This window comes from Kribbella sp. NPDC051137, assembly GCF_040682535.1.
Taxonomy (GTDB): Bacteria; Actinomycetota; Actinomycetes; order Propionibacteriales; family Kribbellaceae; genus Kribbella; species Kribbella karoonensis.
This window is the reverse complement of record NZ_JBFBBI010000009.1, coordinates 137,101-151,249: the sequence shown is the minus strand read 5'-3', so window position 1 is coordinate 151,249 and position 14,149 is coordinate 137,101. Positions and strand designations below refer to the sequence as shown.

The following is a 14,149-nucleotide window of genomic DNA, read 5'->3' as shown; positions in this document are numbered from 1 at the left end:
AAGCCGATCGATACCATCGGACCGTGCCGTCTTTGACCGATGTGGCGCGCAACCACACCACGCTCGACCAGGCCGACCTGGACCGCCTGCAACTGCTCGTCTCGGACTGGCAGATGCTCGCCGACCTGTCGTTCGCCGACCTGGTGCTCTGGCTCCCGGACACCGAGGGGCTGGGCTTCTGGGCCGGTGCGCAGATGCGTCCCACGACCGGGCCCACCGCGTACCTCGACGACATCGTCGGCAGCTTCATCCCGCGCGGCCGCCGGCACCTGCTCGACCAGGCGTACGACGGCGGCCGGATCTGCCGCGAGGGCGACCCCGAGTGGCGCGACGACGTACCCGTCCGGGTCGAGACGATCCCGGTACGGCGCGGCTCCCGGGTGATCGCGGTGATCGCCCGGAACACCAACCTGCTCGGCGTCCGGACCCCGTCCCGGCTGGAGATCGCGTACCTGCAGAGCGCGACGGACCTGGCCCGGATGATCACCGACGGCATCTTCCCGTACGGCGGCGAACGGCTGCTGTCCACCACCCCACGGGTGGGTGACGGCTGTATCCGGGTCGATCGGCACGGGATGGTGACGTTCGCCAGCCCGAACGCGTTGTCGGCGTACCGGCGGATGGGGCTGGTTACCGATCTGGTCGGCTCCCGGCTGAAGGACATCACCGCGGAGCTGCTGCATTCCGGACACAAGGTCGACGACGTGCTCGCATCGGTGGTCACCGGCCGGGCGGCCAAGGAGATCGAGATCGAGAACGCCGACGCGACGCTGTTCCTGCGGGCGATCCCGTTGCGCTCGGACGGCCAGCACGTGGGGGCGCTGATCCTGCTCCGGGACGTCACGGAGCTGCGCAGCCGGGAACGGGAGTTGGTCACCAAGGAGGCGACCATCCGGGAGATTCATCATCGCGTCAAGAACAACTTGCAGACGGTCGCCGCGTTACTCCGGATGCAGGCCCGCCGGATCACGGTGCCGGAAGGACAGGACGCGCTGGCCGAGGCGGTCCGCCGGGTCGGGTCGATCGCGATCGTGCACGAGACGCTGTCCGAGTCGTTCGACGAGCACGTGGACTTCGACGACGTGGCGGACCGGGTCGGGGCGATGGTCGCGGACGTGTCGACGGTCGCGACCGCGGTGGAGACACGACGTACCGGGTCGTTCGGCGTGCTGGACTCCGAAGTCGCGACTCCGTTGGCGATGGTGCTGACCGAGCTGATGCAGAACTCGGTGGAGCACGCGTTCGGGGCGCGCGACGGGGGAGCCGCCAGCGGGACGATCGAGCTGGTCGCCGAGCGGGCGCTCGGCCGGCTGCACATCGACGTACTCGACGACGGCAAGGGGCTGCCGACGAACTTCGACAGCGAACTCTCCGGCAATCTCGGCCTGTCCATCGTCCGCACGCTGGTGATCGGCGAGCTCGACGGGACGCTGGAGTTCGGCTCCCGGCATGACGGGAAGCCCGGTACGCAGATCACGCTGGACATCCCGGTCAGCGAATGACTGTGCTCACCACGCAACGGGGAAACACAAAGGCCCCGCGGTGCGTTCCGCGGGGCCTCGAAGAGGACTTGCTCAGGCGGTGCGAATGCGTTGCCGGGCGTTGCGGCGCTTCAGCGCACGACGCTCGTCCTCGCTCAGGCCGCCCCAGACTCCGTGGTCCTGGCCGGCTTCCAGCGCCCACGCCAGGCACTGCTCACGCACGTCGCAGCGACGGCACACCTGCTTGGCCTCCTCGATCTGCATGATCGCGGGCCCGGTGTTGCCGATGGGGAAGAACAGTTCCGGGTCCTCGTCGAGGCATACGGCCCGGTGGCGCCAATCCATGGCGGATCCCATCTCTCTCAGTAGTTGACGTATGCTGACGGGTAGGTCTGTGCCCAATCAGCGGTGCTGTACTCGTCGGTTCGTGAGGCACGGGGTTTGGTGCCCGCGTTCGTTGTGAACGCTTTCACGAACGAGACCATGTTCCCAATCTTGGGGGATCGAAACAAGGGTTATTGAGTTGTCGATCCGATCACAACGCTTCCTTAACACTCCGAACTGGCACGCAGCGGCACTCTTCATCCGGTTATCGGACGAAGCGGCCCGTCTGCATGTACCCGTTCACTGCAGGTAACCGTTCCAACCATCTTTTGGTTACGCAGAACCTCAAATCCCTGTGGGGCCGGGGTTTCGCGTGCCGCCCGGGCCGACGGCACTAAGCTGGTGAAGTGCCGACCGACTCCCCAGTTGCCGCAGTCCCGAGACCGCTCAAATTAGCGGCGGTAGTGGTCGCTGTGGAAGGGCTGGTGCTCATCGTTCTCGGAATTGCCCAAGCCTTGACGGTCGACAGTTCCCGCCTGGTGCTCGGACTGACCACCACCGGCTTCTTCCTGGTGTACGGCGCCGGCCTCGTCTTCGTCGCGGTCCGCGGCCTCTGGAAGGCCGCGCGCTGGAGCCGCGGGCCGACGGTGTTCACGCAGCTGATCCAGCTGCTGATCGCCTACAGCCTGTGGGACGGCGGTTCCAAGGCAGTTGCCGCCGGCCTCGCCGTACTCGCTGTCGCGATCCTGGTGTGCGTTTTCCAGAAGGCGTCGACCGACGCCCTGACCGCTGGTGACTCCAACGATCACGTCCTGTAGCACTACTCCTTGAGCAGCCCGGTCCGGAGTTCGGTGAGGGTCCGGGCGAGCAGCCGGGAGACGTGCATCTGCGAGATCCCGATCTCCTCGGCGATCTGGGACTGCGTCATCCCGCGGAAGAACCGCAACGTCAGGATCCGCTTCTCCCGGGTGTCCAGCTGGGCCAGCAACGGCTTGAGGGACTCCCGGTACTCGACGCTCTCCAGCGCCTCGTCCTCGCCGCCGAGCCCGTCCAGCACAGTGGTGGCGTCGGTCTCGTTCTGATCGGGAGCGTCCAGGGACAAGGTGTTGTACGCGTTCGCGGACTCCAGGCCCTCGATCACCAGGTCCGGCGACAGCCCGAGGCGGTCGGACAGCTCGGCCACCGTCGGCGCCCGACCGAGTTCCTGGGTCAGCTCGGCGGTCGCCGCGGTCAGCGACAGCCGCAGCTCCTGCAGCCGCCGCGGCACCCGGATCGCCCAGCCCTTGTCCCGGAAGTACCGCTTGATCTCGCCGAGGATCGTCGGCGTCGCGTACGTCGAGAACTCGACGCCGCGGTCCGAGTCGAACCGGTCGATCGCCTTGATCAGCCCGATCGTCGCCACCTGGACCAGGTCGTCGTACGGCTCGCCGCGGTTCCGGAAGCGGCGGGCCAGGTGCTCCACCAGCGGCATGTGCAGCGCGACCAGGCCGTCGCGCGCCACCGGGTACGCCGGATCCCGCGGCCCGGCCGCCATCCGCTGGAACAGGTCCGCGGTCCGGGTCCGGAGATCAGGCGATTCCTGTGTCTGCTCGTCGGTCACGCCTTCGCCTCGCTGGCGCTCGGCGCAGACCTGACCGATAGCGGTGCTGTGCTCATGGTTCGCTCGCTCACAAGCTCTCCGTGGCGGAGGCGGTGGCCGTCACGGTGATCGTCAGCCGGCCGTCGATGGTCTCGGCGGCAGCCGACTCCACCAGAGCGGTCAGCACGGTCCAGCCGAACGAGGTGGTGTCCGGCCGCCAGCCGTTCGGCACGACGGCGCTCGTCCGCACCGTGAGCTGCGGCGGGGCGATCTGGAACACGCATTCCAGCTCCCCGTCCGCGGACTGCGGCAGCAGCAGCGCGCACGCTTCGTCGACCGCGATCCGCAGGTCGTCGATCGCGTCCAGCGTGAAGTCGTTGCGGGCCGCGAGGTTACCCACCACCGACCGCGGCACGGCGATGTACGCACTGTCCGCCGGGATACTCAGGCGAACCTCGGCGGCCCCTGCGCTGCTGCTCACGTCGTCTCCCTCGTATCGACCCACTCGCCGTACATCATCCAACCTCAAAGGGTTTGATGCACGGCGAACGGGGTCGATCGAGGCGAGAAAAGTACTACGGGTGTTCGTGTTCGGAGCGGAGGCGGGTGAGGAAGGTCTTCGTGCGGGAGTGTTGCGGGTTGCCGATCACGTCTTGTGGCGGGCCGGACTCGACGACTACGCCGCCGTCCATGAACACCACGGTGTCCGCGACCTCCCGGGCGAACGACATCTCGTGGGTGACCACGATCATCGTCATCCCGTCCAGCGCGAGCTCGCGCATCACCGCGAGCACCTCGCCGACCAGTTCCGGGTCGAGCGCCGACGTCGGCTCGTCGAACAGCATCAGCTTCGGCTGCATCGCCAGCGCCCGGGCGATCGCCACCCGCTGCTGCTGACCGCCCGACAGCTGCGCCGGGTAGGCGTTGCAGCGGTCCGCCAGGCCGACCCGGTCGAGCAGCTTCATCGCCCGCTCGCGGGCACCCTTCTTCGCTTCTCCCCGGACCTGGGTGGGCGCCTCGACGATGTTCTCCAGCGCGGTCATGTGCGGGAACAGGTTGAACCGCTGGAACACCATCCCGATCTCGCGCCGCTGCGCCGCGATCTCCTTGTTCTTCAAGCGGTACAGCTTCCCGTCCCGGTCGGCGTACCCCATCAGCTCGTCGTCGACCCAGATCCGGCCGCCGTCGATCGTCTCGAGCTGGTTGATACAGCGCAGGAACGTGGTCTTCCCGGACCCGGACGGGCCGAGCAGACAGACCACCTGCCCGCGCTCGACGTCCAGGTCGATGCCCTTCAGTACTTCGTTGTGGTGGAACGACTTGGTCACGTTGACCGCGTGCACCAGCGGCATCAGGCGCCTCCTGCCCCGGCCGGACGCGCAGCGCGCGGCGCCTTGGTACCGAACCCGCGGCCGAAGTGCCGCTCCAGGAAGTACTGCCCGACCATCAGCACGCTGGTCGCCGCCAGGTAGTACAGCGTCGCCGCCACCGCGATCGGGAACGTCTTGTAGAAGTTGCTGCCGATCGACTGCAGTTGGTAAAAGAGCTCGCCGATCACCGGCACCGCGACCAGCAGCGAGGTGTCCTTGAGCATCGCGATGGTCTCGTTGCCGGTCGGCGGCACGATCACCCGCATCGCCTGCGGCAGCACCACCCGGCGCATCACCTTGCCACTGCTCATGCCGAGCGCCTGCGCGGCCTCGGCCTGGCCCTTGTCGACGCTCATGATCCCGGCCCTGGCGATCTCCGCCATGTACGCCGCCTCGGACAGGCCGAGCCCGATCACACCGGCGACCAGGCCGGTGAACACCTGGTTCGCGTCCAGGTTCAGGAACCGCCAGTCGCCGGACAGCCCGAACCAGTCGATCAGCTTCCAGTCGAACGGCACACCGAGCGCGATGCCCTTCGGGAACAGGATCCCGAGCGTACCCATCGTGAACAGCAGGATGTACCGCGGGATGCTCCGGAAGAACCAGGTGAACACCCACGAGACACCGGACAGGATCGGGTTGTCCGAGAGCCGCATCACGGCGAGCAGTACGCCGCCGCCGACCCCGACGACCATCGACAGCGCGGTGACCAGCAGCGTGCCCTTCAGGAAGCCGTTGATGACCGGCTGCTGGTTCATCGCCTGGAAGACGAACTTCCAGTCGAAGGCGCTGTTCGTCACCAGTAGGTGCAGCAGCATCGCGGCCAGCACCGCGATCACGGCGATCGCGACCCAGCGGCCGGGATGCCGCACCGGCACGGCCTCGATCGCGCCCGGCCGCTGAGGAGCGTCCTGCGGCCGGGCTTCGGTTTCGGTACTCATCTCTCAGCTCACGGGTTGACGGCGAAGTCGGTGATCGCACCCGAGTCGTTGTTCCACTTCTGCAGAACCGACTTGTAGGTGCCGTCGGTGTTCAGTGCCTGCAGCGCCTTGACGAGCGCCTGGGCGAACGCCGTCTCCGACTTCGGGACCACGTACCCGTACGGCGCCGCGTCGTAGATCTGGCCGAGCTGCTCGAGCTGGCCGTTGGTCTGCTTGATCGCGTCCAGCACGACCGGGGAGTCGGCGAGCATCGCGTCGGTCTTGCCGGACGCCAGGTCCGCGGTCGCCTGATCCTGCTTGTCCCGCGGCAGCACGTTGATCGCCGGCTTGCCGGCGTCCTTGCACTTCTTCTGCCGGACCGGCAGGTCGTCCTGCTGCTGCGTCGTACCGGTCTGCACGCCGATGGTCTTGCCGCACGCGTCGTCGGCGTTCACGCCCTTCGGGTTGCCCTTCTTGACGGCCCACAGCGTGCCGGCGCTGAAGTAGCTGACCATGTTGACCTGCTTCTTGCGCTCGGCGTTGATCGTGAACGACGAGATTCCCATGTCGTACTTGCCACCCTGCACGCCGGTGATGATCGTGCTGAACGTGGCCGGCTGCCACTCGACCGTGACCCCGAACTTCTGCGCCACGGCGTTGAAGAGGTCGACATCCATGCCGACCACGGTCTTGCCGCCCTGCAGGAACTCGTTCGGCCGGTAGGTCGCGTCGACGCCGACGACGATCTTGCCGGCCGCCTTGATCTTCGGCGGCAGCGAGCCGCTCAGGTCCGGGCCGTTGCTCGCCGGTGCGCTGGAGGGGGCGCTGGACGGAGCGGTCGACGGCGACGTGGACGAGCCCCCGTTCTCGAGTGAGTTCGAGCCGCAGCCGGCGGCTGCGAGAACCAGGACGCCGGACAGCACCAGCGTCCTTCGCAGGACAGACATCTGGTCCTCCAAAACCGGGCACCGGTCGGCCCGGTGCCGTGTGTCCGCATCTTGACACAGCGCCCTGCGGACAACGCACGGACCAACCCGGAACAGAGACCTATTCGTAGTCTGGTGCGTGGTCTGACCGGGGCCACGCTGCGTATCCGTCGATCACCCGGACACACAGCGTGACTCAGCTTGCTCTCAGGTCTCCACGTGGGTCGGATCCAGGACCCGGCGGAGGAAGGTGCGGGTGCGCTCCTCCTTCGGGGCGCCGATCACGTCCGCGGGCGGGCCCTGCTCGACGATCACGCCGCCGTCCATGAACACCACCCGGTCCGCGACCTCGCGGGCGAACGCCATCTCGTGGGTGACGACCAGCATGGTCATCCCGTCAAGCGCGAGCTTGCGCATCACGGTCAGCACGTCGCCGACCAGCTCCGGGTCCAGCGCGGACGTCGGCTCGTCGAACAGCATCAGCGCCGGGTCCATCGACAGCGCCCGGGCGATCGCGACCCGCTGCTGCTGGCCGCCGGACAACTGGGCCGGGTACGCGTCGATCTTGTCGCTCAGCCCGACCCGCTCCAGGTTCGCGCGGGCGACCCGGTCCGCGTCCGCCTCGGTGCGCTTCAGAACGGTGCGTTGGGCAACGGTGCAGTTCCCCAGGACGGACAGGTGCGGGAACAGGTTGAACTGCTGGAACACCATCCCGATCTGCTGCCGGGCCGCGTCCAGGTGACAGTCGGGGTCGGTGATGTCCTCGCCGCGGACGATCACCTGTCCCTCCTGGGGCGCCTCCAGCAGGTTCACGCAGCGCAGCAGTGTGGACTTGCCGGACCCGGACGGGCCGATCACGCACACCACCTCGCCCTGCTCGACGGTGAAGTCGATACCGCGCAGGACGTGGTTGCTGCCGAACGACTTGTGCAGGTTCTTGATTTCCACCAGTGCCATCAGCGGGTCCTCGCAGTACGGGCCTCGAGCCGGCGGGCGAGGATGCCCAGCGGCAGGGTGATCACCAGGTAGCAGAAGCCGCAGACCACGATCGGCGTCAGGTTCGAGTCCGTGTTCGCCAGGTCGCGGCCGAAGCCGGTGAGTTCGTACCCGTCCGCGGCGACGCCGATCATGAACACCAGCGACGAGTCCTTGACCAGCAGGATCAGGTCGTTGGTCAGCGGCGGCAGCACGATCCGGAACGCCTGCGGCAGCACGATCTTCCGCATCGCCAGCCCGGCCGGCATGCCGAGCGAGCGGGCCGCCTCGACCTGTCCCTTCGGCACCGCCTGGATGCCGGCCCGGATCACCTCCGCCATGTACGCCGACGCGACGATGCCGAGCGCCAGCCAGACCACGCCGTACGGGTCCCAGGGAATCGTCAGCCCCGGGAACGCCAGCGGCAGCAGGCTGAACGCGATGAACACCACGATCGCCGGCAGCCCGCGGAAGAACTCGATGTACGCCGTCGCGATCCAGCGGTACGGCGCCACCTGGCTGAGCTTCATCAACGCCAGCAGGGTGCCGCCGGTGAGGCCGATCACGAACGCGCCGGCGGTGTACTCGAGCGTCTTCACCAACGCCAGCAGGACCCCGTTCTCGAACGTCGACTTGATGAACGACGGCCGGAAGAACACGCTCGCGATCTGGTGCCAGTTCGCCGAGAACACCGCGGCGACGATCAGCACGACGAGGATCGCGTACTGGATCCAGCGGGACCGCTGGGCCCGCTGCCGCGGGCTCAGTCCCTTTCGGTCAACGGTTTGGGTAGTCACTTCTTCGGCTCAACCCCGAACCACTTCTTGTAGATCTCGTTGTACTTGCCGTCCGACTTCGCCTTCTTCAGCAGCTCGTTGAACTTGGCCACCAGCTTCGGGCCGCTGCCGTCCTTGAGCGCGCCGAACCCGTACTGCTCGCCGGTGTTGAACTCGGCGACCACGCCCATGTCCGGGTTGTCCTTGACGTAGTCGTACAGCACGCCGTTGTCGTTGATCGCGGCATCGACCCGGCCCGACTTCACGTTGTTCTCCTGCAGCGCGAGGTCGTTGAACGGGATGACCGTGTAGCCGTTCGCCTGGGCGTTCTTGTCGGCGTACGCCTTACCGGTGGTGTCGGCCTGCGCGCCGAGCTTCTTGCCGCGCAGGTCGGCCAGCGACTTGATGCCCGAGTCCTTCTTCGCCATCAGCACCTGGGTGGCGTCCATGTACGGGTCGGTGATGCTGATCGCCGCCTGGCGGGCCGGCGTGATCGTCATCGCGCCCATGCCCATGTCGCACTTCTTCGCCTGGAAGGCGGCGCCCGAGGTGACCTGCGACCACTCGATGTTGACCACGTCGTACTGCACGCCGAGGTCCTGGGCGACCAGGTCGAGCAGGTCGACGTCGAAGCCGACGACCTTGGTGCCGTCCTTGTACTGGAAAGGCTTGTACGGGAGATGCGTGCAGATGGTGAGCTTGCCGGGCTTCACCAGTGTGATGCCGGCCGCCTTCGCCTTGTCGTCGGATCCGCCGCTGCCGGAACCGCCGCAGGCGGTGAGCGCGAGCGCGAGTACGGCGACCGAGGCGACAGCCTGCGCCCGGCGCTTGCGGAGAGTGGGGACGATGTTCATCGCGGATTCTCCTCGACAGGGGTTGTGAATCCCCGCATCCTGGCACACCCCGGGATGATGTGGGGCCCCTCACAGCAGACCAGTTGGTGCTGTGGTTTACTCGTGGGAGACGGGTGACCCCCTGGCAACGGCGCCGTTCGACGCACCCTCATCGAACGCCCACCACTTCACGTTCCGCTCGATTTCCCGAAGGGTCCCCGCATGGTCGCCCAAGCTGTTGAGTCTCCCGTTCCCTCTGACCGGACTGCTGCCGACGCGTTCGGCGGTGACGCCGTGTTCGAGCTGCACCGCGGCGGCAAGATCGAGGTCACGTCGTCGATCCACGTCCGCGACGCCGACGACCTCTCCAAGGCGTACACCCCCGGCGTCGCGCGGGTCTGCACCGCGATCGCCGAAGACCCGTCGCTGGTACGGCGGTACACCTGGAAGTCCAACGTGGTCGCGGTCGTCACCGACGGCACCGCGGTCCTCGGCCTCGGCGACATCGGTCCGGCCGCGTCGCTGCCGGTGATGGAGGGCAAGGCCCTGCTGTTCAAGGAGTTCGGCGGCGTCGACTCGGTGCCGATCGCGCTGGACTGCACGGACGTGGACGAGTTCGTCGAGACGGTCGCGCGGATGGCGCCGACGTTCGGCGGCATCAACCTCGAGGACATCTCCGCGCCGCGCTGCTTCGAGATCGAGCGCCGGCTGAAGGAGCGGCTCGACATCCCGGTGTTCCACGACGACCAGCACGGTACGGCGGTCGTCGTACTGGCGGCGCTGCAGAACGCGCTCAGGGTGACGGGCAAGGCGATCTCCGAGATCCGCGTGGTGATCTCGGGGGCGGGCGCTGCCGGGGTCGCGTGTGCGCGGATCCTGCTGCAGGCGGGCGTCGGCGATCTCGCGGTGGTCGACAGCAAGGGAGTCCTGCACGAGGACCGCTCCGACCTGAACCCGGTCAAGCTGTCGCTCGCCCGCGACACCAACACCGGCGGGCTGTCCGGCCGGCTGGTGGACGCGCTGGCCGGTGCCGACCTGTTCCTCGGGGTCTCCGGCGGCACCGTGCCCGAGGAGGCCGTCGCGCGGATGGCACCCGGCGCGATGATCTTCGCGCTCGCGAACCCGAACCCCGAGGTCCACCCCGACATCGCCCACCGGCACGCCGCGGTGGTCGCCACCGGCCGCTCGGACTTCCCCAACCAGATCAACAACGTCCTGGCCTTCCCCGGGATCTTCCGCGGCGCCTTCGACGCCAACGCCTCCCGCATCACCGAAGGCATGAAACTCGCCGCCGCCAATGCCCTCGCCGACCTGATCACGCCCGAGGACCTCCGCCCGGACTACATCATCCCGTCCCCCTTCGACCCCCGCGTCGCCCCCGCCGTAGCAACCGCCGTAGCCACCGCCGCCCAGACGGACGGCGTAGCCCGCCCGTAACCCGCCCCCACCACCCCACCCATCTCCGGCGGGGCGTCCGGCCCCGCCTCCGGTGGAGCGTCCGTCACCCGGCGTCCGGTGGAGCGTCCGTCACCCGGCGTCCGGTGGAGCGTCCGTCACCCGGCGTCCGGTGGAGCGTCTGCCACCCGACGTCCGGTGGAGCGTCCGCCACCCGCGCCCGGTGGAGTGTGCGTCACCGGCGTCCGGTGGAGTGTGCGCCGCCCGCGTCCGGTGGAGCGTCCGCCGACCCTCGAACCAGGAGGGCAGGCTCTCGTGGCACCCCCCGAAGGCCTTGGCCTTCGGCTGGGGAGGGTGGTGATGTCGGTTACTGAGGGGCGGGGTCGTGGGGCCTAAGGTGGTTCGCATGCTTGCTGCCTACGCTGCCAAGTTCGACGCCGAGAACCCCGTCGCCGCCCTGGAGGTGGGGGAGCGCCCCGAGCCGGCCGTGCCGGACGGGTGGGTGACGATCGACGTACGGGCGACTGCGCTCAACCATCACGACCTGTGGTCGCTGAAGGGCGTCGGGCTGGCCGAGCAGAGTCTGCCGATGATCCTCGGCTGTGACGCGGCCGGCGTGGACCCGGACGGGAACGAGGTCGTCGTACATGCGGTCGTCTCGGACCCGGCGTGGAAGGGCGACGAGACGCTCGACCCGAAGCGGTCACTGCTCAGCGAGCGGTACCAGGGCACCCTCGCCCAGAAGGTCGCCGTACCGGCGCGGAACGTCGTACCGAAGCCCGCCGGCCTGTCCTTCGAGCAGGCGGCATGCCTCCCGACCGCCTGGTTGACGGCGTACCGGATGCTGTTCACCCAGTCCGGCCTCAAGCCGGGCGACACCGTGCTCGTGCAGGGCGCGGGAGGCGGTGTCGCGACCGCGCTGATCACGCTCGCGCGGGCCGCCGGGATCCGCGTCTGGGCGACCAGCCGGGACGAGGGCAAGCGGGCGAAGGCGCTCGAGATCGGCGCGCACGACGCGTTCGAGTCGGGTGCGCGGCTGCCGGAGCGGGTCGACGCCGTGATGGAGACCGTCGGCCAGGCGACCTGGTCGCACTCGCTGAAGTCGCTCAAGCAGGGCGGCACGCTGGTGATCTCCGGCGCGACCAGCGGCCAGGCCCCGAAGTCGGCCGAGCTGAACCGGATCTTCTTCCTCCAGCTCCGCGTCCAGGGCTCCACGATGGGCACCCGCACCGAGCTCGCCGAGCTGGTCCAGTTCATGGCGAACGCCGGGATCGCCCCGCACATCGACACCGTCCTCCCGCTGGCCGACGCCCGGACCGGCTTCGAGAAGATGAATGCGGGCGACGTCTTCGGCAAGATCGTCTTTACTGTCTGAGTGCATCAACCCGAGATCAGGCCCGCGACGGTCGATGACGCCGAAGCGGGAGCGTGGTGTCACCTGCTGTGCTGGCGGGAGGCGTACGCCGGTCTCGTGCCGGCTGACGTGCTGCTCGAGCGTACGTCGGACATCGCCCGGCGTACCGAACGCTGGCAGGCCAACCTCGGCGCCGGGCGGACCCGCTGGATCGCGCTGAACCCGGACCCGTCGGCGCCCGTCGAGGACCGGGTCGCCGGTTTCATCGGCACCGGACCGGGGCGGGACGACGATGCGCCGGTCGCGTTCGAGCTCGAGGCGATCTACACCCGCCGGGCGTTCTGGAAGACCGGCCTCGGCACCCGCCTGCTGGACGTTGCCGTGGGCAAGCAGCCAGCGTTCCTGTGGGTCTTCGAGGGCAACACCCGGGCGCGCGCCTTCTACCAGCGCCACGGCTTCGCACCCGACGGCACCGCGAAGTACGACCCGTACTTCGACCTCCAGGAGATCCGCATGGTCCGTCACTAAGTTTCATGCCTGAAACATTCGCGTCGCACCGAGGCAACGCGATGGGGTGAGGCTGTTCCTACCGCCCGAGCGACGAGGAGCAGCTGATGAGGCCTACTTTGACGGTGATCGTTGACCCGGCCGACAACTGGATGACGAAGGCCGCGTGTGTCGGGCACGCGCCGTCGTACGACGAGACGGCCAGCCCGTGGGAGCAGCGGAAGGCGCAGGCGATCTGCCTGACGTCCTGCCCGGTGATCGATCAGTGCCGCGAGTGGGCCCGCCGGACCAAGTTCACCGGCACCGCCGCCGGCGAGAAGTTCCTCTCCGGCCGTCGCCGCGGCCGCCCCGGCCCGCAGGAACGCCGTACCCGCCCGCCGGTCCTGACCCCCGACATCCTCGGCGACCAGCAGGCCAGCTAGCGCTAGGCGTTGACGAGCTCGCGATCCGCCTCGGCGACGTCGGCGGTACGGCGGAACGGGGCGGTGATCGTGGGGATCAGCTGCTTGCGGTTGTGGATCGCCGCGCCGACGGCCAGCACCAGGTAGATCGCGCTGATCACGTAGCGACCCGTCTGGCCTGGTACGGCGAACTGGACGGCGAACAGGCCCAGCAGCGTGCAGGCCGCCCAGCGGGGGAAGCGCAGGTTCAGCAGGATCGCGATGCCCAGCAGGGTCTGCGTCGCGGTCAGCAGGAACTCCTCGACCTGCCGTCCGTCCAGGTGCAGCGCGGCGCCACCGCCGCCGATGCCGTACGCGATCGGCAGGCTGCCGATCAGCAGGGTCCACTGGTTCACCTTCGCGGAGATCAGCAGGCCGAGCGCCGCCGCGCCCTTGCCGCGCCACGCGAACAGGATCGCGACGATGAACTCGGGCGCCTCGGACGCCAGCGGCGCCAGCCACTGCACCAGCAGGAACTGGTCGATCCCGAGCGCCTGACCGCCGGCGACCAGCGAGTCCGCGAACGGCTCAGCGGCCGCCAGGATCACCCCGGCGGAGACCAGGAACATCGAGGTCACCAGGATCCGGCGCTGCAGCCGCGGCAGGGCCCCGATCGTCGCGGCCGGGCCGATCAGGTCCGGCTCGTCGTCGTGGCCGGCGGTGGCCGCGCGGTACAGGTAGAAGGCGAAGAACGCGAGCAGCAGTACGCCGAGCACCAGGTGGATCTGCCCGGTGACCGGGATCACGAACGCGACCACGCCGGCGACCGCGAGGAAGCCCAGCTCGCGGCGGTAGCCGGAGTCGAGGACCAGCGACTTCACGGTGCGCCCGCTGCGCCGCGAGGCGACGTACAGGCTGATCAGTACGACGACCGACCAGCCGAGGCCGAGGAGCAGGCGGTTCGACCCCGTCATGTTGGCGGCGGCGTACTGCACGTAGTCCGGGTTCGAGCCGGCGGTGTGCGCGAAGTACAGGTCCACCGCGTACTCCGGCAGCACCGCGATCACCGCGAGCAGCGCGATCGCCAGGCCGCCCGAGATGTCCATCTCCGCGGCCTCGGCGGCCCAGGCGAGCACGAACGACGCGGCGACCACGGCGAGGCCGAAGATCGCGATCGAGGCGGCTGCCGGCGGATGGGTGCCGGTGAGGCGCAGCACGACCGCGGGGATCGCCACCAGGAGCAGCAACAGCACGGGGCGGATCGCTCGGAGCATGGTTCCAGCCTGCCACCGTTTTGATAGTTTCGCAATTGCGAAAGTATGAGACCGT

The 14,149-nt window shown here is 68.5% G+C and carries 16 protein-coding genes; 6 read left to right on the top strand and 10 right to left on the bottom strand.

Annotated elements, in window-relative coordinates; all coding sequences use genetic code 11:
- Positions 1-23 precede the first annotated feature (23 nt).
- Complete coding sequence (locus AB0M51_RS40660; protein ID WP_344191415.1) at positions 24-1,502, top strand: histidine kinase N-terminal domain-containing protein; 1,479 nt, start codon at positions 24-26, stop codon at positions 1,500-1,502.
- Between the two features lie 72 nt (positions 1,503-1,574).
- Here AB0M51_RS40660 and AB0M51_RS40655 read toward each other — a convergent pair whose 3' ends face one another.
- Positions 1,575-1,826 carry a WhiB family transcriptional regulator gene (locus tag AB0M51_RS40655; RefSeq protein ID WP_130383822.1) on the bottom strand — a complete coding sequence of 84 codons (252 nt, stop codon included), beginning with the start codon at positions 1,824-1,826 and terminating at the stop codon, positions 1,575-1,577.
- 464 nt (positions 1,827-2,290) lie between these two features.
- Between AB0M51_RS40655 and AB0M51_RS40650 the strand changes: the two genes are divergently transcribed.
- The gene (locus AB0M51_RS40650) at positions 2,291-2,623 is read left to right on the top strand and encodes a hypothetical protein (RefSeq protein ID WP_344191413.1); all 333 of its coding nucleotides are present in this window, start codon (positions 2,291-2,293) and stop codon (positions 2,621-2,623) included.
- A gap of 2 nt (positions 2,624-2,625) precedes the next feature.
- Here AB0M51_RS40650 and AB0M51_RS40645 read toward each other — a convergent pair whose 3' ends face one another.
- The 8 genes from AB0M51_RS40645 to AB0M51_RS40610 all read right to left on the bottom strand — a co-directional run bounded on the left by AB0M51_RS40645 (position 2,626) and on the right by AB0M51_RS40610 (position 9,205).
- The gene (locus tag AB0M51_RS40645; RefSeq protein WP_344191411.1) at positions 2,626-3,405 is read right to left on the bottom strand and encodes an RNA polymerase sigma factor SigF; all 780 of its coding nucleotides are present in this window, start codon (positions 3,403-3,405) and stop codon (positions 2,626-2,628) included.
- A gap of 67 nt (positions 3,406-3,472) precedes the next feature.
- On the bottom strand, positions 3,473-3,865 hold the full coding sequence (locus tag AB0M51_RS40640; protein WP_344191409.1) for an anti-sigma regulatory factor: 393 nt from the start codon (positions 3,863-3,865) through the stop codon (positions 3,473-3,475).
- A 94-nt stretch (positions 3,866-3,959) separates the two neighbouring features.
- Positions 3,960-4,736 (bottom strand): amino acid ABC transporter ATP-binding protein, encoded by a 777-nt coding sequence (locus AB0M51_RS40635; RefSeq protein ID WP_344191407.1) that lies wholly within the window; start codon positions 4,734-4,736, stop codon positions 3,960-3,962.
- Positions 4,736-5,695: an amino acid ABC transporter permease gene (locus AB0M51_RS40630; protein ID WP_325037423.1), complete on the bottom strand. Its 960-nt coding sequence runs from the start codon at positions 5,693-5,695 to the stop codon at positions 4,736-4,738. The genes AB0M51_RS40635 and AB0M51_RS40630 overlap by 1 nt, the downstream gene beginning before the upstream one ends.
- 8 nt (positions 5,696-5,703) lie before the next feature.
- Positions 5,704-6,621 (bottom strand): ABC transporter substrate-binding protein, encoded by a 918-nt coding sequence (locus AB0M51_RS40625; protein WP_344191402.1) that lies wholly within the window; start codon positions 6,619-6,621, stop codon positions 5,704-5,706.
- A 186-nt stretch (positions 6,622-6,807) separates the two neighbouring features.
- Positions 6,808-7,557, bottom strand: a complete 750-nt coding sequence (locus tag AB0M51_RS40620; RefSeq protein ID WP_344191400.1) for an amino acid ABC transporter ATP-binding protein — start codon at positions 7,555-7,557, stop codon at positions 6,808-6,810.
- Entirely contained in the window at positions 7,557-8,372 is an 816-nt protein-coding gene (locus tag AB0M51_RS40615; protein ID WP_344191398.1) for an amino acid ABC transporter permease, read from the bottom strand. The genes AB0M51_RS40620 and AB0M51_RS40615 overlap by 1 nt, the downstream gene beginning before the upstream one ends.
- Entirely contained in the window at positions 8,369-9,205 is an 837-nt protein-coding gene (locus tag AB0M51_RS40610; RefSeq protein WP_344191396.1) for a transporter substrate-binding domain-containing protein, read from the bottom strand. The genes AB0M51_RS40615 and AB0M51_RS40610 overlap by 4 nt, the downstream gene beginning before the upstream one ends.
- A gap of 201 nt (positions 9,206-9,406) precedes the next feature.
- On the opposite strand from AB0M51_RS40610, the gene AB0M51_RS40605 reads away from it, so the two are divergent.
- The 4 genes from AB0M51_RS40605 (at position 9,407) to AB0M51_RS40590 (ending at position 12,862) form a co-directional block, all read left to right on the top strand.
- Positions 9,407-10,621 (top strand): NADP-dependent malic enzyme, encoded by a 1,215-nt coding sequence (locus AB0M51_RS40605; RefSeq protein ID WP_344191394.1) that lies wholly within the window; start codon positions 9,407-9,409, stop codon positions 10,619-10,621.
- Between the two features lie 364 nt (positions 10,622-10,985).
- The gene (locus AB0M51_RS40600) at positions 10,986-11,954 is read left to right on the top strand and encodes a zinc-binding dehydrogenase (RefSeq protein WP_344191392.1); all 969 of its coding nucleotides are present in this window, start codon (positions 10,986-10,988) and stop codon (positions 11,952-11,954) included.
- Positions 11,955-12,461 carry a GNAT family N-acetyltransferase gene (locus AB0M51_RS40595; protein WP_344191390.1) on the top strand — a complete coding sequence of 169 codons (507 nt, stop codon included), beginning with the start codon at positions 11,955-11,957 and terminating at the stop codon, positions 12,459-12,461.
- Between the two features lie 86 nt (positions 12,462-12,547).
- A complete protein-coding gene (locus AB0M51_RS40590) occupies positions 12,548-12,862 on the top strand; it encodes a WhiB family transcriptional regulator (RefSeq protein WP_344191388.1) in 315 nt (104 codons plus the stop codon).
- Between the two features lie 2 nt (positions 12,863-12,864).
- On the opposite strand, the gene AB0M51_RS40585 is transcribed toward AB0M51_RS40590, so the two are convergent.
- Entirely contained in the window at positions 12,865-14,094 is a 1,230-nt protein-coding gene (locus AB0M51_RS40585) for a sodium:proton exchanger (RefSeq protein WP_344191386.1), read from the bottom strand.
- Positions 14,095-14,149 lie beyond the last annotated feature (55 nt).